Genomic DNA, 22,355 nt, shown 5'->3' on the forward strand with positions numbered 1-22,355 from the left:
GGTTCCGGAGGCTGGCTGCCCGCGCGCCTTTGCCGGAACCGCCCTTCGCGAGGAACGGAATTCCATGGGGCTTACCAGGCGGGCGCGCGATGTCGGCGTGGCGATGGCGATCCTGGCGCTGACGGCGCTGATCGTGGTGCGCGTCGGCGGTGGTGGCGGCGAGACCTTCACCGGCGCGGCGCGGGCGGCGGACGGCGACACGCTGACGCTCGACGGCCACCGCATCCGGCTCGTCGGCATGGACTCGCCCGAGCTGACGCAGACCTGCCGGCGCGACGGCGCGGACTGGCGCTGCGGCGCCGCCGCGCGCTCGCGCCTTGCCGAGCTGCTGCGCGAAGGACCGATCACCTGCCGGACGCAGGGCACGGACAAATACGACCGCTGGCTGGCGCGCTGCGAGAACACGGCGGGCGATCTCGGCGCGCGCATGGTGCGCGAGGGGCTCGCGGTCGCCTATGGCGGCTATGAGGACGAGGAGCAGTTCGCGCGGGCGGAGCGCAAGGGCCTGTGGGGGGCGGAATTCGACATGCCGCAGCAATGGCGCAGGACGAACGGCCGGCCGCAGGAAGATGTGCACGATGCGGAGCCGGGCATCCTCGACGGGATTCTGCGTGTTTTCGGGCTTTAGGCATTCCAACCTTTTGTTTCGCCGCGATTCCGGGCGCAAAACCGTTTCCCACCTTTGCGGGAATTGCTTTAGAACGGACGCATGATGGACGATGCGGAACCCGACGGCGAGATTGCCGCCCTTGGCGCGGCGATTACGGCCTGTCGGCTCTGTCGCGACGCGCCGGCGAAGGGGCCCCGGGACCGGCTGCCGCACGAGCCGCGGCCCGTCGCCGTCCTCTCCGATGCCGCGCGCATCCTGATCGCCGGCCAGGCGCCGGGGCTGCGGGTGCATGAAAGCGGCCTGCCGTTCAACGACGCGTCCGGCGACCGTCTGCGCGACTGGCTCGGCGTGACGCGCGAAGAATTCTACGACCCGCGGAAATTCGCCATCGTGCCGATGGGCCTCTGTTTCCCGGGCTACGACGCCCATGGCAGCGACCTGCCGCCGCGGCGCGAATGCGCGCCGCTCTGGCGCGCCCGCGCGATCGCCGCCATGCCGCAGATCGACCTGGTGCTGGCGATCGGCCAATATGCCCAGGCCTGGCATCTGGGGGCGGCGAAGGCCGCCAGCATGACGGAGACGGTGCGCGACTGGCGCCGGCACCTCCACCGCAACGCGGGGCCCGCCGTGCTGCCGCTGCCGCATCCGAGCTGGCGCAACACCGGCTGGCTGAAGCGCAATCCGTGGTTCGAGGCGGAGGTTCTGCCCGAGTTGCGAAAGCGGGTGAAAACCCTTACGGAATGAAATGCAATTCTTTCAATTTGCTGCAATCGCGGTATATGAGGGAATTAAATTTCGTAGGGGAAGTCAATGGACCGTCTGGACCGCAAAATCCTGCGCCTCTTGCAGGAAGATTCCACGCTCGCCGTGGCCGATCTCGCCAAGAAGGTGGGGCTCTCGACCACACCTTGCTGGCGGCGCATCCAGAAGATGGAAGAGGACGGCGTGATCCGCAAGCGCGTCGCGCTGCTCGATCCGGTCAAGATCAACACCAAGGTCACGGTCTTCGTGTCGATCCGCACCAACGCCCATTCCACGGAATGGCTGAAGCGCTTTTCCGAGGTGATCGTCGAATTCCCCGAAGTGGTGGAATTCTACCGCATGAGCGGCGAGGTGGATTACCTGCTGCGCGTCGTCGTGCCCGATATCGCCGCCTATGACGCCTTCTACAAGCGCATGATCGCCCGTATCGAGATCCGCGACGTCTCCTCGGCCTTCGCGATGGAGCAGATCAAGTACACGACCGAGCTGCCGCTCGACTACATGGTCGTGGACAACCAGAAGAGCGGCGAGGAATAGGCGCTTTGCGCCGCTGCGGCCGGGCTTTCAGGAATCCGGCCGCTTGAAGGTCACGACCACCGTCTTCCAGGCGCCATAGGGCGCAAGCTCCGCCAGCCCGGCAAAGGGCGCGCAGCGCACGACCGCGCGCACCGCGCTGGCGGCGAAGGTTTTTGTCGCGGCATCGCCGCCGACCGGGCCGTCGATTGCCGGCGAGCCGTCGAGTTCGCCCGCCTCCGTCAGCGAGAATTTCACCCGGACCGCCTGCACATGGTCCGGCAGGTCCGCGGGCAGCAGCCAGCACGCGGCGATCTTGCCGTGCAGGGCGGCGGCGAGCGCCTGCCGGCCCGCGTCGTCCGCCAGCGCCGGGGCGGCAAGCGCGGCCCCGGCGGTCAGGGCGAGGAGGGCGCGGCGGAGCGCCACGTCATTTCCCCTGAAGGCGCGCGAGCAGCGAGGACGTGTCCCAGCGGTTGCCGCCCATGTCCTGCACGTCGCCGTAGAACTGGTCGATCAGCGCGGTGACGGGCAGTTTCGCACCGTTGAGGCGGGCTTCCGAAAGCACGATGCCGAGGTCCTTGCGCATCCAGTCGATGGCGAAGCCGAAGTCGTACTTGCCGGCGATCATCGTCTTGTGGCGGTTGTCCATCTGCCAGGAGCCGGCCGCGCCCTTGGAGATGACCTCGATGACCGCCTCCATGTCGAGCCCGGCCTTCATGCCGAAATGGATGCCCTCGGCAAGCCCCTGCACGACGCCGGCGACGCAGATCTGGTTGACCATCTTGGCAAGCTGGCCGGCCCCCGCCGGGCCCATCAGGCCGACCATGCGGGCATAGGCGTCGATGATCGGCCGCGCCTTGTCGAACGTGTCCTTCTCGCCGCCGCACATGACCGTCAGGACGCCGTTTTCCGCGCCGGCCTGGCCGCCGGAGACGGGCGCGTCGACGAAGGCGAAGCCCTTTTCGCGGGCCGCGGCGTCGAGCTCGCGCGCGACCTCGGCGGAGGCGGTGGTGTTGTCGATGAGGATGGCACCGGGCTTCATGCCGTCGAAAACGCCGCCCTCGGCGATGGTGACGGAGCGCAGGTCGTCGTCGTTGCCGACGCAGGTGAAGACGAAATCGGCACCCTCGGCGGCTTCCGCCGGGGTACGGAAGGCCTTGCCGCCGAATTCGGCGGCCCATTTCTCCGCCTTGGCGAAGGTGCGATTGTAGACCGCGACCTCATGGCCGCCCTTGACCTTGAGGTGCCCCGCCATGGGATAGCCCATGACGCCGAGACCGATGAATGCAACCTTTGCCATGCTGTAACCTCCTGCAATCCTTGGCAGGAGGTGTAGCGGATCAACGGTTTTTGGGAAAGTGCTTCTCGTCGGATGCGGCGGGTGCGGCGGTGGATCCTCGGGTCGAGCCCGAGGATGACGGAGGGAGGGTGATGCTGCTCGGGCTCGACCCGAGGATCGGTCGTCATCCGCAAACGGCCGCGTCAGCCGCGGTATTTCGCCAGCACGAGATGGCCGGGGATGGGCTCGCCTTCTTCCAGGCGCACCGTGATGTCGGTGGTCTCGACGATGTCGAAGCCGGTCTCCTCTAAGCGCTGGCGGACATAGGCGGCGGCATGGGCGAAGCGCTGGTGCGGGCCGACCATGAAGGGGCGGCCGGCGAAGGTCTCGTCGGGCAGGGTCTCGGAGGAGAAGATGAAATGGCCGCCGGGCACGAGGTTTTCGGCCGCGCCGAAGAACAGCGGTTCGAGCGCGCCGAGATAGGGCAGCACGTCCGTCGCGGTGATGAGGTCGAAGGGCTCGTCGTCGTTGTCGTCGAGGAAATCGACGGCCTCGGCGACATAGAGCGTCTCGTAGAGATCCTTGTCGTGCGCGATCTCGACCATGTTCTCCGAGAGGTCGATGCCGGTGATGTCCTCCGCCATGTCGCGCAGCGCGCCGCCGGTCAGCCCCGTGCCGCAGCCGAGGTCGAGCACGCGCTTGAACGGACCCATTCCCAGCGCCTGGAAGCGCTGGCGCACGGTGAGCGGCACGCAATAGCCGAGCTGGTCGACGAGCACGTTGTCGAAGACCTCGGCATGCTGGTCGAAGAGCGTGGTGACATAGGCGTCGGGCGCCTTTTCCGGCGTGTCGCCGAGGCCCATCGCGGCAAGGCGCACGGCGGCGCCGCCATGGTCTTCCGGATCGAGCGCCAGAACCTCGGCATAGGCCTTGGCGGCGGCATCGAAATCGCCGGATTTCTCCAGCGAAAGGGCGCGGTTGTAGGCTTCCGCGAGCGCGTCTTCGTCGATCTTCTTCATGGAGGCGTCTCTTACGGCCCGGGCAGGGCTTTGGCAATGGCGCCTTTCGGGCGCAAATAGGCATTTATCAATTGCCGAAAGAGGCGCATGATCTTCTTCCCAAAACCAAAAAGACCATTGGGAGGAATGACATGCCCGCCGATACGCCCCCTTTCCCGCTCTCCACCGAAACGAAACGGACCGGCAGTCCGGCGCTGCCCGCAACGCCGATGGAGACGATCAACACGATGGTGCACTACTATCGCGGTGAGCTCGGGCGCATGGCCGGCTGGCGCGACCGCATCGACCGCACCTCGAACTGGGCGATCACGGTGGTGGCGGCGCTGTTGTCGGTCTCGCTCTCGACGCCGACCTCCCACCATGGCGTGCTGCTCTTCGCGATGCTGCTGGTCTCGCTGCTCCTGATGATCGAGGCGCGGCGCTACCGGTTCTTCGACGTCTACCGGGCGCGGGTGCGCCAGCTCGAGCGCTTCTATTTCGCCGAGATCCTCAATCCGCGCGCCGCGCTGGACCTCGACTGGGCCGCGCCGATCGCCAAGAGCCTGCGCAAGCCGGAATTCCTGATCAGCTACCGCGATGCGGCCTGCCGGCGGCTGCGGCGCAACTACTGTTGGCTCTACCTCATCCTGCTGCTCGCCTGGGCGCTGAAGATCTCGTCCTCGATGATGCAGCGGCCGGCGACGGCGGGCAAGGACATGACGCTCGCCTTCGAGCACGTGGTCGCCAATGCGGCGCTCGGGCCGGTGCCCGGCGGCGTGGTGATCGCCCTCGTGCTGCTGTTCTATGTCGCCATCCTCTACTTCTCGCTCAAGGTGGACATGTCCGACAGCGAGCTGGCGCACGGGTCCGTGCACGTCTGATCATGGCTGCGCCTCAGTTGAGAATGAACTCGCCCTTCAGCGCACGCCATTCCGTCGCCGAGATCAGCCGGCGGTGGACGTAACGCACCGAGTGCAGCGGCCCGTCCAGCTTCTCCTGCCAGAATTTCAGGAAGCTCTTCATCTCCGGGAACTCCGGGGCGAGATCGTAGTGCTGCCAGATATAGGTCTGCAGGAGCTGCGGATGATCCGGCATGCGGTAGAGGATCTGGGCCGTGGTCATGCCGTAGCCCTTGAGCTGCATTGCCATGTCGTTCGTCATAGCGACCTCATCGCGTGATGAATGATGGTCCCTATGATTGAGCGCCTGCAGGGTTAATGAAAGGTTTAAATTTGACCCAAGGCGGGAATATTTCTTTGAAATCAGCGTGTTGGCAGCACTCTTGCGCGAGTGCTGCCAGGTGTTTCAGCGCTTCAGGTGGCGCGTCAGGCGCAGTTCCAGCCAGGCCCAGAGGTTGCGCAGCAGCTCCACCATGAGGAGATAGAGCAGCGCGGCCCAGAGATAGGCCTGGTAGTCGAAGGTGCGCGAGAAGGCGCGGCGGGTCTCGCCCATCAGGTCGAAGACCGTGACGATGGCGACGATGGCCGAGCCCTTGATCATCAGGATGATCTCGTTGCCATAGGGGCGCAGCGCGACGATGAGCGCCTGCGGCAGGACGACCTTGAAGAAGGCGATCTTCTTGGGCAGGCCGAGCGCGGCGGCGCCCTCGTGCTGGCCGCGCGGCACGCTCTCGATGGCGCCGCGCAGGATTTCGGCCTGGTAGGCGGCGGTGTTGAGCGTGAAGGTCAGGAGCGCGCAGTTCCAGGCGTCGCGGAAGAACCACCACAGGCCCCAGGCCTTCAATTCGGCGGAGAAGCTGCCGAGGCCGTAATAGACGAGGAAGAGCTGCGTCAGCAGCGGGGTGCCGCGGAAGAAGTAGACATAGCCGTAGGCGAGCCACGAGAAGACCGGGTTCTTCGACATGCGCGCGAAGGCGAGCGGCAGCGAGATAAGGCCGCCGAGCACGACGGAGAGGCCGACGAGCAGCAGCGTCACGCCAAGGCCGGAGAGGTAGCTCGGCCCGTAACGGGTGAACTTTTCCGGATCCCAGCCGCCGACGATCATCAGGAAGACGCCGACGGTGAGCGCCAGCCAGACGCCCATGAAGATGTTGCCGAAGAAGCGGCCGGCGGTGAAGGGCTTTGGCGGGGCTTCCGGCGGGGCCTGCGGCGGGATGAGGGTGGTGACGACGCTCATCGGGCGACCTCCGAACGTTTTGCCCAGCCTTCGATCGCCGAGAAGACCAGCGAGGAGAGGAAGGCGAGGACGAGGAAGAGCAGGCAGGCGATGGCGTAGAACTGGAAGGCTTCCTTCGTGACGCGCGCGGCGACGCCGGTCTGGCGCAGGATATCCGGCAGGCCGATGACCGAGACGAGCGCGGTGTCCTTCAGGAGCGCCATCCAGAGATTGCCGAGGCCGGGCAGGGCGACGCGGATGAGCTGCGGCAGCACGATGAGGCGCATGGTGCGGCCATGGTGCAGGCCGAGCGCGTAGCCCGCCTCGTACTGGCCGCGCGGAATGGCCTTGAAGGCCGACAGCAGCACTTCCGAGCAATAGGCGGAGAAGACGACGCCGAGCGCGATCATGCCGGCGAAGAAGGCGTTGATCTCGACCGCGCCGCCATAGCCGAGCGCGGCCGCCAGGTTCTGCACGAGGATCTGCAGGCCGTAATAGACGATGAAGAGCGTCAGGAGCTCCGGCAGGCCGCGGAACAGCGTCGTGTAGATGTTGGCCGACAGCCGCAGCGACTTTTCCTCCGACTGCTTGGCCAGCGCGATGAAGAAGCCGATGACGAGGCCGACGGGCAGGGTGGCGATGGCAAGGCTCGCCGTCACCAGGAAGCCGAAGGCGATCTCGTCGCCCCATCCGGCGTTGCCGCAGGCGAGCAGCGTGTCGCCCGCAAAAAGGTTGAAGATGCCGACCGGTCCGCAGAGGGGATCGATGATCCCGAGAAATGCGGATACCGCCTCGACGATGGCGGCGAAGAACCCGCTCATGCCAGAAGAACCCCCGATGCGCCTTGCGCTTGTTGTCCGGCTGCTTGATGCATCCGTCTTTTCTTATCTGCACGTTCTCAAACAAAAGGAGCGGGAGAGCAAGCCCTCCCGCCCGTGCATTCTGGTGATGGGTTCAGAAAAAACCCGCATGACAGGGATGCGCCGCGGATCAGTCGCCGTAGACGTCGAACGGGAAGTACTTGGCGTTGATTTCCTGGTACTTGCCGCTGGCGCGGATCGCCGCGATCGCCGCGGTGAACTTGTCGGCCAGCGCCGTTTCGCCCTTGCGCACCGCGATGCCGGCGCCCTCGCCGTTGATGACCGGGTCGACCGGCAGCGTGCCGAGCAGCTTGCAGCAGGCGCCGTCATCGGTCTTCAGCCATTCGGAGAGCACCACCACGTCGTCGATGACGGCGTCGATGCGGCCGTTGGCGATGTCGAGCTTGTACTCGTCGGCCGTCGGATACATCTTGACCTCGGCATCCTTCATATGCGCTTCGGCATAGTTGGAGTGGGTCGTCGAGCCCTGCGCGCCGAGCGTCTTGCCGGCAAGGGCTTCCGGGGTGGCTTCCGTGATCTCGCTATCCTTCGGCACGACGATGGCCGGCGGCGTGTTGTAGTACTTCTTGGAGAAGTCGACCTTCTCCTTGCGCTCGGCGGTGATCGACATGGAGGCGATGATCGCGTCGAACTTCTTGGCGATGAGCGCCGGAATGATGCCGTCCCAGTCCTGCGTGACGAAGGTGCACTCGGCCTTCATCTCCTCGCACAGCGCCTTGGCGATGTCGATGTCGAAGCCGGTCAGCGTGCCGTCGGATTCGAGATTGTTGAAGGGCGGGTAGGCGCCTTCCGTGCCGATCACGATCTTCTCGCCTTCAGCCATCGCGGAGGACGCGAAGAGGGCGATGACCGCAGCCGAGGCTGCGAGCGTGAAACGTTTGGAAATACGCATGTTGATCCTCTCTGTTGAAGGCGCTCGGGTTTTTCTTGTTGTCCGGGCCTTGAAGTGAAGCGGGCAAGGGTTGCCCGCTTGGCGCCGATAATCGACCGGTTTTCGCCCAAAAATCAACTGGATTCGCGCCGTCTTTCCGCCCGGTTTCCCCGACAATTTCGCAGGCCCCCTCTGGCCGGACGGCGGGCGCGGCCTATCTCGCGTCTCACCGCGCGCCGTTCAGGCGGGGTTAAGGCGGCGATGGCTACGCCTTTGAAGACTGTGACGGGCACGTAAACGGCCGGAAGCGCCGGGCGGCCCTCTCCAGAGAACAAGACGGGACACCGTGAGGACAAAACGATGACTTTCCGCTCCAGACTTTTCGCAACCGTGGCGCTGCCGGTCCTGTCGACCGCGCTGATCGCGACGCCGGCACTGGCCGATGCCCTGATGAAGCCGTTCGAGGTTGCCCAGGAAAGCACCGGCGAAGGCCAGCCGAGCGAAGAGGAGCTGCTGCTCCAGCAGCAACAGCAGCAGCAGGACGAGGCGCAGCGCGCCGCCGAGGAGGAGCAGCAGCGCCAGGCCGAGGAACAGAAGGCCGCCGAGGAGGCGGAACGCGCCGCCGCCGAACAGAAGGCCGCGGACGAGGACGCCCAGCGCGCGGCGGCGGACGAGGAGCAGCGCCGCGCGGAGGAGCAGAAGGCGGCTGAAGACGCCGAGAAGGCCGCAGCCGAAGAGAAGGCGGCCGAAGAGGAAGCCCAACGCTCGGCCGCGGAAGAAGAGCAGCGCCAGGCCGAAGGGCAGAAGGCGGCCGAAGAGGCGGAGAAGGCCGCGGCCGAAGAGAAGGCTGCCGAGGACGAGGCCCGGCGCACCGCCGAGGAAGAACAGCAGCGACAGGCCGACGACGGCAAGGCCGCCGAAGAGCAGAAGGCGCAGGACGAGCAGAAGCCGGCCGGGGAGGAGCAGGCCGAACAGCCCGCGCAGCAGGACGGCGGCACCTCCGAAACGACGGCCGGCGACCAGCCGATGACCGGAGAAAGCGGCCAGCCGACGAGCGGTGAAAGCGATCAGGCGACGACCGGGGAAAGCGACCAGCCGACGACGGGCGAGGGGGAGCAGCCGGCGGTCGCCGGCGAGCAAAGCCCGGCCGAAACCGGCACGGACCAGCCCGCCACGGCCGAGACCGGCGAGACGCCCGCGGCCGAGCCGGTGCCGGAGGTCGTCGAGACGATGACCGAGGAGGAGAAGCAGGAAATCGCCGAGGATCCGGCCACGACCGACGAGACGGTGGTGCTGCCGGTGGAGAACGGGGCCGCCGTGCTCGACAGCGACAAGGACGCCGACAATGCCGGCGGCAAGGCCAGCCGCGAGGAGCGCCGCAAGAAGCGCGAGGAACTGCGCGCGCAGGAGGAGGACGTGCCGGTTCCCGATACCGACGACGCGGCCCAGGCGACGATTTCCGAGGAGGTGCGCGAGGCCGTGCCCGGCAGGATCGAGGCCGCGATCAAGGAAGAAGGCAAGCGCGTGAAGGAGGCGCCCGACTTCGCGGTGCCGGAGACGACCAACATCATCAACACCACCGTGATCAACAACACGGTCATCAACAACAACACCATCAACAACACGACGATCGACAACAGCGTCACCGAGGTGAATGTCGTCGAGCGCTTCGAGAACCGCACGGTGCTGGAGGCCGGAGACCGGCTGATCGTGCGCGGCGACGATCGTCCGCGCCTGCGCCGTGATTCGGAAGAGGTCTATTATGACAACCTCGCCCGCGGGCGCGTGCGCGAGACGATCGTGCGTCCCGGCGGCGTCCAGATCGTGACGATCTACAACCGCTACGGCGACATCATCCAGCGCTCGCGCGTCGGCCGTGACGGACGGGAATACATCCTCGTCTATGCGCCGGAGCTGGAGGGCGACGCACCGCGTCCGGGCCTCATCGACGTCGGCTACGAGCTGCCGCCGATGCGCCTGCGCATTCCCGTCAGCGACTACATCATCGACACGTCGAGCAATCCGGACCGGGATTATTACGACTTCCTCGCGGAGCCGCCGGTCGAGCGCGTCGAGCGGGTCTACACGATCGACGAGGTGAAGCATTCCGCGCGCCTGCGCGACAAGGTGCGCCGCATCGACCTCGACACGATCACCTTCGCCACCGGCAGCGCCGACGTGCCGATGTCGCAGGCCCGCACGCTGCGCTCCGTCGCCGAAGCCATGCAGAAGGTGCTGGACAAGGATCCGGGCGAGACCTTCCTGATCGAGGGCCATACGGATGCCGTGGGGTCCGACAAGTCCAACCTGGTCCTCTCCGACGAGCGGGCCGAATCGGTCGCGAGCCTCCTGACGGACGTCTACGGCATTCCGCCGGAAAACCTGCAGACGCAGGGTTATGGCGAGCGCTTCCTGAAGGTGAAGACGCAGATTGCCGAGCAGCAGAACCGCCGCGTCACCATCCGCCGCGTCACGACGCTGGTGCGCCCCATGGCGCGGGCGAACTGATCGCATCTTCATGCGTTTAGGTGAGGGCCGCCGGCAGCCGCCGGCGGCCCTCACGCATTCAGCGCAGATTCATCTCACATGAATTAGCGTCTGATAACGAAGGCGGGCGACTTGCGCGGAAACACAAATTCGCCCCAAACCCTGATGCAATAGCGTCGAACGCTGGCAAACGAGGAAACGCCAATGCTTAAGAGAACAAGACTTCTGGCAACGGTGGCCCTGCCCATCGCTTCGCTGTCGTTTATTTGGCAGCCGGTCGAGGCCGCCATGATGCGGCCCGTGCTGCCGCTGGCCGGTCCGGCGCGTGTCGTTCCGGTGCAGGCCGAGGAAGGGCAGTTCGGCGACGACCTGCTCATTCCCAAGCGCCGCAACCGCGAGGACCAGGGCAACGGCAACGAGGGCCGGCAGGAGCGCAAGCGCAACCGCGAGGATGACGGTGGCGGCAAGAACAACCGCGAAGCCAAGGAACAGCTCGACCGTGCCCGCCAGGAGCGCCGCGAGCGCAAGCGCGATGAACAGCGCCAGCAGGACGACCAGCAGAAGGCGCGCGAGGAACGTCGCCAGCGCCAGCGTGACGCCGAGCGTGACCAGCAGCGCCAGGAGGAGAACCAGCAGCGCAACCGCGAGGAACGCCGCAAGAAGCAGCGTGACGCCGAGCGGGAGGAGCAGCGCCGGCAGGACGACCAGCAGAAGACGCGCGAGGAGCGCCGCCAGCGTCAGCGCGATGCGGAGCGCGACCAGCAGCGCCAGGAAGAGAACCAGCAGCGCGCCCGTGAGGAACGCCGCAAGCAGCAGCGCGACACCGAGCGGGAGGAACAGCGCCGGCAGGACGACCAGCAGAAGGCGCGCGAGGAACGCCGCCAGCGCCAGCGTGATGCCGAACGCGACGAGCAGCGCCAGGGCGAGGAGCGGCAGCGCAACCGCGAGGAGCGCCAGCGCGAGGCCGAACGGGAGCGCAAGCGCCCGGACGAGACGGCGGGGCGTCCTCGCCGCGAGCGCGACAAGGAGCGCGAGCGCATCGCCCGCGACCCGTCGCGCACGACCGGGACGATCGAGCTGCCGTTCATCGACGGCGCCGCGGTTCTCGACAGCGACAAGGACTGGGACAACCGCCGCGACCGCTCGCGCGAGGAACTGCGCCGCGAACGCGAGGAGAAGCGCCGCGACGTGCGCGTGCGCGTTCCCGAATCCGACCGCGATGCGCAGGTCGGCTGGGAAGGGCGTGACCGCGTCCGCTACGAGCCGGGCGACCGGGAGCGGGGCGAGCGCCGCGACCGCCGGCCGCGCTACGAGGACCGTGACGGCTGGCGCGTCCAGCGCGAGGTCGACGACCGCTTCGTGATCAATTTCGGCGACCGCATCATCGTGCGTTCCGACGACGGCCGCCGCCTGTCGCGCCGCGCCACGGAGACCTATTACGAGGATCTGCCGAACGGCCGCGTGCGCGAGGTCATCGAGCGGCCGAACGGTGACCGCGTCGTCACCATCCGCAACCGCTACGGCGAAATCATCCAGCGCTCGCGCATCGACCGCCGGGGCCGGGAATATGTGATGTTCTACGCGCCGGAAATCGACCGCGACAGCCGGCCGACCTTCGTCGATCCCGGCGAGCGGCTGCCGCCGATGCGCCTGACCATCCCGGTCGATGAATATATCGTCGACACGTCCGCGGAAGACAGCATCGACTATCGCGACTTCCTGGGACGGCCCCCGGTCGAGCCGGTCGAGCGTGTCTATTCGCTCGACGAGGTGAAGTATTCGGCCCGCATCCGCGACAAGGTGCGCCGTATCGACCTCGACACGATCACCTTCGCCACGGGCTCGGCGGAGATCTCGATGAACCAGGCCTCGACGCTGCGCAGGGTGGCCGAGGCGATGAACGAGATCCTCGACAAGGATCCCGGCGAGACCTTCCTGATCGAGGGCCACACGGATGCGGTCGGCTCGGACGAATCGAACCTCGTGCTCTCCGACGAGCGCGCCGAGGCCGTCGCCAACGTCCTGACCGACGTCTACGAGATCCCGCCGGAGAACCTCGCCACGCAGGGGTACGGCGAGCGCTTCCTGAAGATCGACACGGACGCCGCCGAACAGCTCAACCGCCGCGTCACCATCCGCCGCGTCACCCCGCTGGTGAAGCCGGTGGCGATGGCCGAGTGATCGGCCGGCCCTGACGAACGCAAGGCCGCGGGTTTGCCCGCGGCCTTTTTCGTTGCGGCTCAGTTTTCCGGTTTCTTCAACCCCGTCACCGCCACGACGAAGTCGGCGATCGTCACCGTGTCGTCGAGGTCGAAGACGGGCAGGGTCGTGTCCGGGACGGGGTGGTCGGCGGCGATGGCGGCGATGTGGGGATCTTCGGGGGCGAGCGGCGTGCGGTTGGCGGCCTCCAGCCGCCGGGCCTCGATCTTGGGGATCGGCTCGCGCTTGTAGCCTTCGATGAGCACGAGGTCGCAGGGCGCGAGGCGCGCGAGGATTTCCCCGAAGCTCGGCTCCGGGGCGCCGCGCAGCTCGTGCATGATGGCGTAGCGCGTGCCGGAGACGATGGTGACCTCGTGCGCGCCGGCCTGGCGGTGGCGGTAACTGTCGGCGCCGACCTTGTCGATGTCGAAGTCGTGATGGGCGTGCTTGATGGTGGAGACGCGGTAGCCGCGCGAGACGAGCTCGCTCACCAGGCGCACGGCAAGGCCCGTCTTGCCGGAATTCTTCCATCCGGCAATGCCGAAGATCTTCGGTCGCGTCATCGTTCCAGCACCCAGAGCCAGTTTTCCGCCTCGTCGAGATCGTCCGGCGTGTTGATGTTGAAGAAGGGGTCGAACTCGCCGCGCGGGGTCTCGATCAGCGGGAAGGTGATTTCCCGGGCCTGGTGGCGCTCGAGATAGCTGCGCACGCGCAGTGCCCCGCCGCCGGCCAGCCATTCGGCAAGGTCCGCGGCGAGCGTCACGGGCCAGAGGGCGAAGACCGGGTGAAGGCCGCTGACCGAGCGCGCGACCGCCATGCGCTCCGGCGTGTCGACGACGCGCGACAGGCGGGCGACGAGATCGGTCGGGAAGAAGGGGCTGTCCGTCGGCACGGTGGCGACGTGGCTCGCCTCGGGGTGGTGGCGCCTGGCATAGTCGAGGGCGGCGAGCACGCCGCCAAGCGGGCCGGCGCGGGCGGCGTCGAGATCGGCGAAGACCGGCAGCTCCTCGCCGCGCTCGAAGAGCACCGGGCCGTTGGCATTGACGGCAATGGCCGAGACCTGCGGCTTGAGGCGCCGGGCCGCGCGGTCGATGAGGGCGGCGCCGCCGAGGCGGATGCGCGCCTTGTCCTGTCCCATGCGGGAAGACAGGCCGCCGGCAAGGATCACGCCCACTATCGCATGCGCCGCTGTCATCTCGCTCCCGCCGTCCGTTTCGCCTTTCCGGTCTAGTCGGTGCGGCTGCGGGCCGCAACCCTGTCAGGGGGATTCGGGTTTGGACTCCTGCGCCACGGCCTCCGCCACCTGGCGGCGGTTCTCGCGCGAGAAGGTGTAGAGGCCGGAGGCGACGATGATCATGACGCCGACGGTCATCCAGAAGTCCGGCACTTCACCGAAGAACAGGAAACCGATGGCGATCGCCCAGATGAGGCTCGTATAGCGGAAGGGCGCGATGAAGGAGATCTCGCCGGTGCGCATGGCGATGACGATGGTCTGGTAGCCGACGAGCAGCAGCACGCTGGCGGCGGCGAGACGGACGAAGGCCTCGCCGGAGACCGGCTGCCAGCCCCCCATGGGCACGATCATCACGGCGCCGGTGACGGTGATCGACACCGCCGTGATGACGCTGATGAACAGTGAGGGCACGGCGCGGTCGATCCGGCGGGTACAGAGGTCCCGCGCGGCAGCGCCGACGACCGAGGCGATGACGTAGACCGCCGCGAGCGAAAAGCCCTCCGGGCCGGGGCGGATGACGATGAGCACGCCGGCAAAGCCGGCGATGATGGCCAGCCACCGCCGCCAGCCGACCTTCTCGTTGAGAAAGAGCGCCGCGCCGAGCGTGACGGCGAGCGGCAGGGCCTGGAGGATCGAGGCCGTGTTGGCGAGCGGCATGGCGCCGAGCGCCGAGACATAGGCGAGGGAGGCGATGATCTCGGCGGCCATGCGCAGGGCGACGGCCGGCTGCAGCACGACCCGCCAGGAGCCGAGCGCCCCCATCCAGCGCGCGATGGCGACGACGAGCACCGTCGTCATCAGGCCGCGCACGAAGAGGATCTGGCCGGTGTTCATGGCGCCGGTGACGGACTTGACGAGCGCGTCGTTGCAGGTGAAGCCGGCCATGGCGATGGCCATGAACAGGGCGCCCTTGGCGTTGGCGGTGGGGGTCATGCAGGTGATTCTAGGCGTGTCTTCGTTCTTCTTAGGCGGATTGTCCGCCGCATTCCACCACCATGGAGGGTGGAACAAACGGGGTGATTGCCGCACGAAGCGGCGACTGGATGAAAATTGGGCAGAAAGTATGATGATTCCGGCGCAACAGCTTGAATTTCTGCCGCTTTGCCGAAGGAATTCATTAAGCTTCCCCACCTATCGTTGCGTCATCCCAATGAGCGATCGCATGATGCGACGGGTGGGGGCGGGCCGCCTGATGCAAGATCGGCCGAAGCCCCGGTATCGGATGCCGGCCGCGCTCGCGTTGCGAGCCCGAGCGGCCGCTTCGGCTTTGAGGAACACCCGACGGGATCTTGGTCGTCATAAAACGTCGGGGAACCCATGTCCTTCATCGACCGCCTGCTCCAGCAGCGCCGCATCGTCACCAAGGTGCTGCTGTTCGTCATTCCTCTCGTCGCGCTGATCGCGGGCATCGGCCTCGTCGGTTATTTCACCGCGAGCACGCTGAACGGCCACATGACGGTGACGCGCGAGACGATCAACAGTCTGTCGCATTTCCAGAACCTCCGAACCGGCCTGCAGGACTTCGTCGACAAGCCGGGCGAGGAGACGCGGGCGGCGCTCGGGGTGCGGATCGACGAGCAGGAGGCCGGCATCAACGATCTTGACGCCCTTCTGCCCGATGCGGCCGAGAAGGCGAAGATCGCCTCGGTCGTGGCGCTGGCCGGCACCATGCGCGGGCAGAGCGAAACGCTCTGGTCGATCGACCAGGAGCGCAACGCCGTGACGGCGGGGCTGGAGGAGGCGCTGGCGACGATGGCCAGGGACGGGGCCTTCGCCGAAAAGCAGATCGGCGTCATCCGCAACGAATCGGGCGAGAAGGAAGCCTTCGCCAAGGCGCTGCTGTTCGACGCCGCCGCCTACCAGGGGCTTGCCGAGCGCATCGGCAAGTTCCGCAAGCCCGTCGCGCTGGCGATGAAGGCGGAGGACAAGGTCAAGGCGGCGACGACCTACCTGCCGCAGCTCCTCAAGCAGCTCGACGAATCCAAGGCGATCGCCTCGCCGAAGGCGCTGGAGCAGATCAAGCCCTTCGAGGCGGAGGTGGCCGCGATCAAGGATATCCTTGCCGGCAGCGACGACGCGGACGCCAAGAAGGCGAAGTTCGTGCCGGTGCTCGGCAAGCTCGCCAAGTTCGACGCCGACTTCCTCAAGGAGGCGGGCAAGAATTCCGACACGGCGGCAAAGCGCTTCGTCGGCATGGATGCGGAGATCGCGTTGCTGAAGACGCTGATCACGCTGATGGGCGACACGTTCAAGGGCATCGACGAGACGCGCCTGCACATCAGCGAGCTGCACCGCAAGCTCGACCAGCCGAGCCGCGACGCGGTGCTGGCGGACGTGAAGGCCGTTGCCGGCAGCGCCGCCGAGCTTGCCAAGCTCGGCACGAAGAACGCCGCCCTGCGCGACCTCTCGCAGAAGCTCGCGCCGTCGCTCGCAAGGATCGAGCAGGGCACCCAGGACCTCATCTCCGTCGGCGAGAAGTGGCAGGCCGCGCGCGTCGCCGCCTATGCCTCCGTCGCCGATGCCAGCCAGACGCTGGAGCAGTTCGTCTCCAGCGCCCAGGAGGCGGGCAAGAAGGACAGCCAGCGCTCCGCCAACGTCTCGATCATCGCCATGGTCGCCGGCACGCTGCTCGCCATCATCGGCGGCCTGATGCTCGTCGAAACCCTGCGCGGCCCGCTGAAGCGGGTGACGGAAGCCATGTCGCGGCTGGCGAGCGGCGACCTCGACATCAGCATCGACGGCCGCAACCGCGGCGACGAGATCGGCGACATGGTGCGCTCGGTCGCCGTCTTCCGCGATGCGGCGCGGGAAAACATCCGGCTGGAGCAGGAGGCCGAGGCCCAGCGCCAGATGACGGCCGAGGAGCAGGCGCGCCGCGCCAGCGAGCAGGCCCGCATCGAGGCGGAGCAGACCGAGGCGCTGACGGCCCTGTCGGACGTGCTCGGCCAGCTTGCCGCGGGCAACCTGGAGGAAAGCATGACGGAGGCGCTCGCCGCCGAATATGTCGCGATGGCGCGCACCTACAACAATGCGGTCGAGGCCCTGCGCGTCACCTTGTCGGACGTGCGCGCGACGACGATGGAGATCAACGGCGGCACGGGCAACCTCGCCACCTCCGCCGACGATCTCGCCCGCCGCACCGAACAGCAGGCGGCGGCGCTGGAGGAGAGCTCGCGCGCGCTGCGCCAGCTCACCGACATCGTGCGCTCGACGGCCGAAAGCGCCCAGAAGACGGCGGTGTCCGTCGACGAGACGCACAGCTATGCGAAACGCTCCGGCGAGGTCGTGGCCAAGGCGGTGGACGCCATGGGCGAGATCAACCGGTCGTCGGAGAAGATCAGCACGATCATCGGTGTCATCGACGAGATCGCCTTCCAGACCAACCTGCTTGCGCTCAATGCCGGCGTCGAGGCGGCGCGGGCCGGCGAGGCGGGCCGCGGCTTTGCCGTCGTCGCGCAGGAGGTTCGCGAGCTTGCCCAGCGTTGCGCCGGTGCCGCCCGCGAGATCAAGGGCCTGATCTCCGACAGTTCGGCGCAGGTCAGGAACGGCGTCGCGCTCGTCACCGAGACCGGCGAGGCGCTGACCGTCATCAACGAGCACATCTCCTCGATCCATGCGCTGGTCGGCCAGATCGAGGCGGCCGCCGCCGCCCAGTATGACGGCATCAACGAGGTGAACCAGGCGGTGCACCAGGTCGAGCTCATCACGCAGCAGAACGCGGCGATGGTGGAGGAGAACACGGCCGAGATCCACGGCCTGCGCCACCGCGTCGAAGTCCTCAACCAGAAGATCGACCACTTCAAGACGCGGGACCTCGATACGCGCGAGGGCGGCTATTACGGACAGCACGACGCGGCGTGACGGGCACGCTTTCCGTTTGACGACAAACGCCCTCCGTCGCCTCGGCCGTAAGCCGAGGATCCGTCGCCGGACCCGGAGCGTGGATGGTCGGGTCAAGCCCGACCATGACGGGGAGAGGGCGGTGGTCCTGCCGGTGAGCAAAGAGGGTCGTTCGGCTCTTTCAACGGGTCGGCAAACCTTTTCCCACCCACCGACGTCATCCTCGGCCTTGAGCCGAGGATCCTCAGCCGCACCCGGGTCAGGCCCTAGCCTTACGGAGGAGAGGTTTGCGGGACTTTCTCGGCAGTCTCACGGGCCGGTGGGGGCCCGGCCGTTTTCGTTTGCGCCATTCCCTTACTTGCCGGCCTCGTAGACCACGTAGCTTTTGGGCACCGTCGGGTCCGGGTCGCCGTAGGTCGGGTCGAACTCGAAGCGGGTCAGCCTGAAATCGCCGTTGCGGAAGACCCATTCGCCACTGTCCCAGGCGTCGCCGATGCCGCGCCAGGCGGTGTGGCTGGTGATGGTCCGGGTCTTCTCGTCGAAGCTGGCATTGACCAGCAGGGCGGTGGCGCGGAAGCCGTCGATCCTGGGGTCGGCGGCCAGCCGGCTGTTCTCCTCGTTCGCATATTCATAGGCAAGGTGCGGCGTGGCGAAGGCGATGAGCTTCGGCGTGTCGCTGTCGCCGGTCTTCAGGACGAAGGCGTTGCGGATGTTGTAGGCGCCCGAGCCGCAGAATAGCTGGTAGATCTCGGCCTCGATGTCGGGTCCGTTCGGGTCGTAGCCGGGCTTGTAGGCGAAGCGGTAGAGGGCGTGGCCGAACCCTTCCGCCTCCGGCCCGGCCATCGGCACGTCCTCCATGCCGTTCATGTCGCAATCCGCGCCGAGGGCGGCCCTGGCGATCGCCTCGGCGGCGGCGATGCCCTCCGGCCGCTCGGCGGCAAGGGCGAGAGAGGGTAGGGCGGCGACAAGGAGGAGGGCGGGGAGGAGGGCCGGGACGTTCACCAAAACCTCGCTTTTGGCGGGGTCAGCCGCCGGTGACGCTCATGTGGCGGGCGACGGCCGGACGGTTGCGGCGGTCGATGACGAAATCGTGGCCCTTCGGCTTGCGGGTGATTGCCTCGTCGATCGCCTGCGAGAGCAGGGCGTCGTCGTCGGAGGCGCGCAGCGGCAGGCGCAGGTCCGCCGCATCGTTCTGGCCGAGGCACATGTAGAGCGTGCCGGTGCAGGTGAGGCGCACGCGGTTGCAGCTTTCGCAGAAATTGTGCGTCATCGGCGTGATGAAGCCGAGGCGGCCGCCGGTCTCGGCGACCGTGACGTAGCGCGCCGGGCCACCGGTGCGGTAGGCGTTCTCCGTCAGGGTGAAGCCGTCTTCGAGGCGGGCGCGCATCTCCGACAGCGGCATGTAGCGATCCGTGCGGTCTTCCTCGATCTCGCCCATCGGCATGGTCTCGATGAGGGTGAGGTCCATGCCGCGGCCATGCGCCCAGCGCATCAGATCGGGGATCTCGCGGTCGTTGAAATCCTTCAGCGCCACGGCGTTGATCTTGATATGGAGGCCGGCGGCCTGCGCGGCGTCGATGCCTTCCAGAACCTTGGAGAGGTCGCCCCAGCGGGTGATGGTCCGGAACTTCTGCGCGTCGAGCGTGTCGAGGGAGACGTTGATGCGGCGCACGCCGCAATCGGCAAGCTCGGCCGCGTGCCGGGCGAGCTGCGAGCCGTTGGTCGTCAGCGTCAGTTCGTCGAGGCGCCCGTCATGCACCTGGCGGCCGAGTTCGCGCACGAGATGCATGATGTTCTTGCGCACCAGCGGCTCGCCGCCGGTCAGCCGGAGTTTTCTCACGCCCTTGGCGATGAAGGTGGAACAGAGCCGGTTCAGCTCTTCCAGCGTCAGCAGGTCCTTCTTCGGCAGGAAGGTCATGTTCTCCGCCATGCAATAGGTGCAGCGGAAATCGCAGCGGTCGGTCACCGATACGCGCAGATAGGTGATGGCGCGCCCGAAGGGGTCGATCATCGGTGCGTCGGACTGCGCGATCGGGTTCGCGCCACCCAGCGGGCCTGCATACGAATTCAAAACACGTCCTCCATTGCCGACATGTCGTGCGCCGGGGGCGCGGCGTCAAGCCGGTGCGGCGATTATGACAGCATTTTGCGCCTTGCGCATCCTTGATCTGGCGCATAGTCCTTCGCGAAAACAGATGGAAAGGAAACGAGATGAGCGATCTGTGGCCGACCGAGCTGCGCGTTTCGAAGGACCGCCAGCGCCTCGTCGTGACCTTCAACGACGGCTTGAGCTTCGATCTTTCCGCCGAGCTCCTGCGCGTGCTCTCGCCCTCGGCGGAAGTGCAGGGCCACGGGCCGGGCCAGAAGGTGACGGTGCCGGGAAAGCGCAATGTCGCGATCATCTCGATGACGCCGACCGGCAACTATGCCGTGCGCATCGGCTTCGACGACCTTCACGATACCGGCATCTATACGTGGTCCTATCTCCGGGAACTCGGGGAAAAAGGCGCGGAACTGTTCGCCGCCTATGAGCGCGAGCTTGCGGAGAAAGGCATGAGCCGCGATATTTCGGAGAAACCGCGGTAACATGTCGGACTGCCTGGCGAAGGTAGCGTCCACCCCCAAACGAACGGGAGATGCCCCTTGGCAGGCGAAGCGAATGCAAATGATCTCACCCAGGTCGTCGTGCTCCTGGCAGCAGGCGTGGCGGCCGTGCCGGTCTTCAAGAAGATCGGCCTCGGCTCGGTGCTCGGCTATCTGGCCGCCGGGCTGGTGATCGGCCCCTTCGGGCTCGGGTTCTTCGCCGATCCGCAGGCGATCATCCATGTCGCCGAACTCGGCGTGGTGATGTTCCTCTTCATCATCGGGCTTGAAATGCAGCCCTCCCGGCTCTGGGGCATGCGCAAGGACATATTCGGGCTCGGCGCGATCCAGGTCATGGGCGCCATGGCGGCGCTGACGGGCATCGGCGTGTCGATGGGCTTTCCGCTCGTTCCCTCCTTCGTCGCCGGCACCGGCTTCGTCCTCACCTCCACCGCCATCGTCATGCAGATGCTGCAGGAGCGCGGCACGATGTCGACGCTGAAGGGCCAGCGCATCATCGCGATCCTGCTCTTCGAGGACCTCGCCATCGTGCCGCTGCTGGCGATCGTCACCCTGCTCGGCACGGGGGCGGCGGCGACGGATGCCTCCGACCGCTGGCTTTCCATCGGCATCGCCATCGGCGCCATCGTGGCGCTGGTGCTGGCGGGGCGCTACCTGCTCAACCCGCTCTTCCGGGTGCTGGCGGCCTCCGGCGCGCGCGAGGTGATGACGGCGGCGGCGCTGCTCGTGGTGCTCGGCTCGGCGCTCGCCATGCAGGTCTCCGGCCTGTCCATGGCCATGGGGGCGTTCCTTGCCGGGGTGCTGCTCTCCGAATCGAGCTTCCGCCACCAGCTGGAGGCCGATATCGAGCCGTTCCGCGGCATCCTGCTCGGCCTCTTCTTCCTCGGCGTCGGCATGGCGATCGACCTTGGCGTGATCGCCGCCAACTGGCAGCTCGTGGTGGCGAGCGTCGTCGGCTACATGATCGCGAAGCTCCTCCTGATCTATGTGGTCGCGCGCCTTCTCGGCACCTGCCATGCCGAAAGCCTGGAGCGCGCCGTGCTGATGGCGCAGGGCGGCGAGTTCGCCTTCGTGCTCTATGCCGCGGCCGTTTCCGCCGGCATCCTCAACGGCGAGGAGAACGCCATCCTGACGGCGACGATCATCATCTCGATGGTCCTGACGCCGCTGATGGTCATCCTGCACGACCGCATCGTGCCCAAGCAGCAGCCGTCCACCGAGGGGCTTACCCTGCCGGAGAATGTCGAGGGCACGGTGCTGATGATCGGCTTCGGGCGTTTCGGCCAGATCGTCAGCCAGCCGCTGCTCGCCCGCGGCTACACGCTCTCGCTGATCGACAAGGATGCCGAGTTCGTGCGCGACGCCGCCGATTTCGGCTTCAAGGTCTATTACGGCGACGGCGCGCGCATCGACATCCTGCATGCCGCCGGCGCCTCGACCGCCAAGGCGATCCTCATCTGCCTCGACGACAAGGAGGCGGCGGTGAAGATCGCCGAGGTGGTGCGCGAGGAGTTCCCGCTCGTGCCGATCCTGGCGCGCGCCTACGACCGCGGCCATGCCGTCGACCTCGTCCATGCCGGCGTCGACTTCCAGATCCGCGAGACCTTCGAATCGGCGCTGGTGTTCAGCCGCGAGACGCTGAAGGCGCTGGGCGAGGACGAGGATATTGCCGCCGAGGTGGTGGAGGAATTCCGCGACGTCGACCGCGAGCGGCTGGAGCTGGAAATGGTCGGCGGCATCTATGCCGGCCGCCAGCTCATCCGCGGCAACGCCCAGCCGGCCGACATCGTCGCGGCGCGCACCGCGCGCGAACGCGCAGCGGCGGAAGAAGAGCGGCATCGCCACGAGCAGGAAGAGGCCGGCTGAGAGGCTGCCGGTTCGGCTTGCCGATGCCTGCCGCGGGGCCATGACGCGGATGGCGGCGCTGCGTCGAGGCCGGGCATTCCGGTCTTTACGGGTGAC

21 protein-coding genes are annotated in these 22,355 nt (G+C 67.0%); 9 read left to right on the forward strand and 12 right to left on the reverse strand.

Annotated features, from left to right (window positions below; translation table 11 throughout):
* The first annotated feature begins 64 nt into the window (after nt 1-64).
* The 3 genes from MUU56_RS23105 to MUU56_RS23115 all read left to right on the forward strand — a co-directional run bounded on the left by MUU56_RS23105 (nt 65) and on the right by MUU56_RS23115 (nt 1,909).
* Complete coding sequence (locus MUU56_RS23105) at nt 65-628, forward strand: thermonuclease family protein (protein ID WP_244769614.1); 564 nt, start codon at nt 65-67, stop codon at nt 626-628.
* Between the two features lie 81 nt (nt 629-709).
* Nucleotides 710-1,354 carry a uracil-DNA glycosylase family protein gene (locus MUU56_RS23110; RefSeq protein WP_244769615.1) on the forward strand — a complete coding sequence of 215 codons (645 nt, stop codon included), beginning with the start codon at nt 710-712 and terminating at the stop codon, nt 1,352-1,354.
* 66 nt (nt 1,355-1,420) lie between these two features.
* Nucleotides 1,421-1,909: an Lrp/AsnC family transcriptional regulator gene (locus MUU56_RS23115; RefSeq protein WP_064329937.1), complete on the forward strand. Its 489-nt coding sequence runs from the start codon at nt 1,421-1,423 to the stop codon at nt 1,907-1,909.
* A 27-nt stretch (nt 1,910-1,936) separates the two neighbouring features.
* Here the strand turns inward: MUU56_RS23115 and MUU56_RS23120 are convergent, their stop codons facing one another.
* The 3 genes from MUU56_RS23120 to MUU56_RS23130 all read right to left on the reverse strand — a co-directional run bounded on the left by MUU56_RS23120 (nt 1,937) and on the right by MUU56_RS23130 (nt 4,183).
* Nucleotides 1,937-2,311 (reverse strand): hypothetical protein, encoded by a 375-nt coding sequence (locus tag MUU56_RS23120; protein WP_244769616.1) that lies wholly within the window; start codon nt 2,309-2,311, stop codon nt 1,937-1,939.
* 1 nt (nt 2,312) lies between these two features.
* Entirely contained in the window at nt 2,313-3,203 is an 891-nt protein-coding gene (locus MUU56_RS23125) for an NAD(P)-dependent oxidoreductase (protein ID WP_263193708.1), read from the reverse strand.
* A 164-nt stretch (nt 3,204-3,367) separates the two neighbouring features.
* Nucleotides 3,368-4,183, reverse strand: coding sequence for a class I SAM-dependent methyltransferase (locus MUU56_RS23130; protein ID WP_244769618.1), 816 nt, complete (start codon nt 4,181-4,183; stop codon nt 3,368-3,370).
* 131 nt (nt 4,184-4,314) lie between these two features.
* On the opposite strand from MUU56_RS23130, the gene MUU56_RS23135 reads away from it, so the two are divergent.
* Nucleotides 4,315-5,043, forward strand: coding sequence for a DUF2270 domain-containing protein (locus MUU56_RS23135; protein ID WP_398431444.1), 729 nt, complete (start codon nt 4,315-4,317; stop codon nt 5,041-5,043).
* Nucleotides 5,044-5,056: 13 nt separating this feature from the next.
* Here the strand turns inward: MUU56_RS23135 and MUU56_RS23140 are convergent, their stop codons facing one another.
* The 4 genes from MUU56_RS23140 to MUU56_RS23155 form a co-directional block, all read right to left on the reverse strand.
* Complete coding sequence (locus tag MUU56_RS23140) at nt 5,057-5,323, reverse strand: usg protein (RefSeq protein WP_244769619.1); 267 nt, start codon at nt 5,321-5,323, stop codon at nt 5,057-5,059.
* A 144-nt stretch (nt 5,324-5,467) separates the two neighbouring features.
* Entirely contained in the window at nt 5,468-6,298 is an 831-nt protein-coding gene (locus MUU56_RS23145; RefSeq protein ID WP_244769620.1) for an ABC transporter permease, read from the reverse strand.
* The gene (locus MUU56_RS23150) at nt 6,295-7,098 is read right to left on the reverse strand and encodes an ABC transporter permease (RefSeq protein WP_244769621.1); all 804 of its coding nucleotides are present in this window, start codon (nt 7,096-7,098) and stop codon (nt 6,295-6,297) included. The genes MUU56_RS23145 and MUU56_RS23150 overlap by 4 nt, the downstream gene beginning before the upstream one ends.
* 169 nt (nt 7,099-7,267) lie before the next feature.
* Nucleotides 7,268-8,050, reverse strand: coding sequence for an ABC transporter substrate-binding protein (locus MUU56_RS23155; protein WP_244769622.1), 783 nt, complete (start codon nt 8,048-8,050; stop codon nt 7,268-7,270).
* Nucleotides 8,051-8,389: 339 nt separating this feature from the next.
* Here MUU56_RS23155 and MUU56_RS23160 point away from each other — a divergent pair, with 339 nt between their 5' ends.
* A complete protein-coding gene (locus tag MUU56_RS23160; RefSeq protein ID WP_244769623.1) occupies nt 8,390-10,537 on the forward strand; it encodes an OmpA family protein in 2,148 nt (715 codons plus the stop codon).
* A gap of 183 nt (nt 10,538-10,720) precedes the next feature.
* The gene (locus MUU56_RS23165; RefSeq protein ID WP_244769624.1) at nt 10,721-12,697 is read left to right on the forward strand and encodes an OmpA family protein; all 1,977 of its coding nucleotides are present in this window, start codon (nt 10,721-10,723) and stop codon (nt 12,695-12,697) included.
* 59 nt (nt 12,698-12,756) lie between these two features.
* On the opposite strand, the gene mobB is transcribed toward MUU56_RS23165, so the two are convergent.
* From mobB to MUU56_RS23180, 3 genes are all read right to left on the reverse strand, one after another.
* Complete coding sequence (gene mobB, locus MUU56_RS23170; RefSeq protein ID WP_244769625.1) at nt 12,757-13,278, reverse strand: molybdopterin-guanine dinucleotide biosynthesis protein B; 522 nt, start codon at nt 13,276-13,278, stop codon at nt 12,757-12,759.
* Nucleotides 13,275-13,910: a molybdenum cofactor guanylyltransferase MobA gene (gene mobA / locus MUU56_RS23175; RefSeq protein ID WP_244769626.1), complete on the reverse strand. Its 636-nt coding sequence runs from the start codon at nt 13,908-13,910 to the stop codon at nt 13,275-13,277. The genes mobB and mobA overlap by 4 nt, the downstream gene beginning before the upstream one ends.
* Nucleotides 13,911-13,973: 63 nt before the next feature.
* Nucleotides 13,974-14,882: a DMT family transporter gene (locus MUU56_RS23180; RefSeq protein WP_244769627.1), complete on the reverse strand. Its 909-nt coding sequence runs from the start codon at nt 14,880-14,882 to the stop codon at nt 13,974-13,976.
* A gap of 384 nt (nt 14,883-15,266) precedes the next feature.
* On the opposite strand from MUU56_RS23180, the gene MUU56_RS23185 reads away from it, so the two are divergent.
* Complete coding sequence (locus MUU56_RS23185; protein ID WP_244769628.1) at nt 15,267-17,810, forward strand: methyl-accepting chemotaxis protein; 2,544 nt, start codon at nt 15,267-15,269, stop codon at nt 17,808-17,810.
* 333 nt (nt 17,811-18,143) lie between these two features.
* Here the strand turns inward: MUU56_RS23185 and MUU56_RS23190 are convergent, their stop codons facing one another.
* Together MUU56_RS23190 and moaA are read right to left on the reverse strand one after the other, a co-directional pair.
* Nucleotides 18,144-18,791, reverse strand: coding sequence for a DUF1176 domain-containing protein (locus tag MUU56_RS23190; protein ID WP_244769629.1), 648 nt, complete (start codon nt 18,789-18,791; stop codon nt 18,144-18,146).
* 22 nt (nt 18,792-18,813) lie between these two features.
* On the reverse strand, nt 18,814-19,800 hold the full coding sequence (moaA, locus tag MUU56_RS23195; RefSeq protein ID WP_244769682.1) for a GTP 3',8-cyclase MoaA: 987 nt from the start codon (nt 19,798-19,800) through the stop codon (nt 18,814-18,816).
* A 200-nt stretch (nt 19,801-20,000) separates the two neighbouring features.
* Here moaA and MUU56_RS23200 point away from each other — a divergent pair, with 200 nt between their 5' ends.
* Entirely contained in the window at nt 20,001-20,375 is a 375-nt protein-coding gene (locus MUU56_RS23200; protein WP_244769630.1) for a gamma-butyrobetaine hydroxylase family protein, read from the forward strand.
* Nucleotides 20,376-20,432: 57 nt separating this feature from the next.
* Nucleotides 20,433-22,259, forward strand: coding sequence for a monovalent cation:proton antiporter-2 (CPA2) family protein (locus MUU56_RS23205; RefSeq protein ID WP_244769631.1), 1,827 nt, complete (start codon nt 20,433-20,435; stop codon nt 22,257-22,259).
* The last annotated feature ends 96 nt before the right edge of the window (nt 22,260-22,355 follow it).

Source organism: Shinella yambaruensis, assembly GCF_022899355.1.
Lineage (GTDB): Bacteria > Pseudomonadota > Alphaproteobacteria > Rhizobiales > Rhizobiaceae > Shinella > Shinella yambaruensis.

Bases quoted from the DNA above. Each gene is read 5' to 3' on its own strand.
- MUU56_RS23115 (WP_064329937.1), top strand. From the start codon at position 1,421: ATGGACCGTCTGGACCGCAAAATCCTGCGCCTCTTGCAGGAAGATTCC.
- MUU56_RS23165 (WP_244769624.1), top strand. From the start codon at position 10,721: ATGCTTAAGAGAACAAGACTTCTGGCAACGGTGGCCCTGCCCATCGCT.
- mobB (WP_244769625.1), bottom strand. From the start codon at position 13,278: ATGACGCGACCGAAGATCTTCGGCATTGCCGGATGGAAGAATTCCGGC.
- MUU56_RS23185 (WP_244769628.1), top strand. From the start codon at position 15,267: ATGTCCTTCATCGACCGCCTGCTCCAGCAGCGCCGCATCGTCACCAAG.
- MUU56_RS23150 (WP_244769621.1), bottom strand. From the start codon at position 7,098: ATGAGCGGGTTCTTCGCCGCCATCGTCGAGGCGGTATCCGCATTTCTC.
- MUU56_RS23145 (WP_244769620.1), bottom strand. From the start codon at position 6,298: ATGAGCGTCGTCACCACCCTCATCCCGCCGCAGGCCCCGCCGGAAGCC.
- MUU56_RS23160 (WP_244769623.1), top strand. From the start codon at position 8,390: ATGACTTTCCGCTCCAGACTTTTCGCAACCGTGGCGCTGCCGGTCCTG.
- MUU56_RS23130 (WP_244769618.1), bottom strand. From the start codon at position 4,183: ATGAAGAAGATCGACGAAGACGCGCTCGCGGAAGCCTACAACCGCGCC.
- MUU56_RS23155 (WP_244769622.1), bottom strand. From the start codon at position 8,050: ATGCGTATTTCCAAACGTTTCACGCTCGCAGCCTCGGCTGCGGTCATC.
- moaA (WP_244769682.1), bottom strand. From the start codon at position 19,800: ATGATCGACCCCTTCGGGCGCGCCATCACCTATCTGCGCGTATCGGTG.
- MUU56_RS23135 (WP_398431444.1), top strand. From the start codon at position 4,315: ATGCCCGCCGATACGCCCCCTTTCCCGCTCTCCACCGAAACGAAACGG.
- MUU56_RS23180 (WP_244769627.1), bottom strand. From the start codon at position 14,882: ATGACCCCCACCGCCAACGCCAAGGGCGCCCTGTTCATGGCCATCGCC.
- mobA (WP_244769626.1), bottom strand. From the start codon at position 13,910: ATGACAGCGGCGCATGCGATAGTGGGCGTGATCCTTGCCGGCGGCCTG.
- MUU56_RS23105 (WP_244769614.1), top strand. From the start codon at position 65: ATGGGGCTTACCAGGCGGGCGCGCGATGTCGGCGTGGCGATGGCGATC.
- MUU56_RS23140 (WP_244769619.1), bottom strand. From the start codon at position 5,323: ATGACGAACGACATGGCAATGCAGCTCAAGGGCTACGGCATGACCACG.
- MUU56_RS23200 (WP_244769630.1), top strand. From the start codon at position 20,001: ATGAGCGATCTGTGGCCGACCGAGCTGCGCGTTTCGAAGGACCGCCAG.
- MUU56_RS23110 (WP_244769615.1), top strand. From the start codon at position 710: ATGATGGACGATGCGGAACCCGACGGCGAGATTGCCGCCCTTGGCGCG.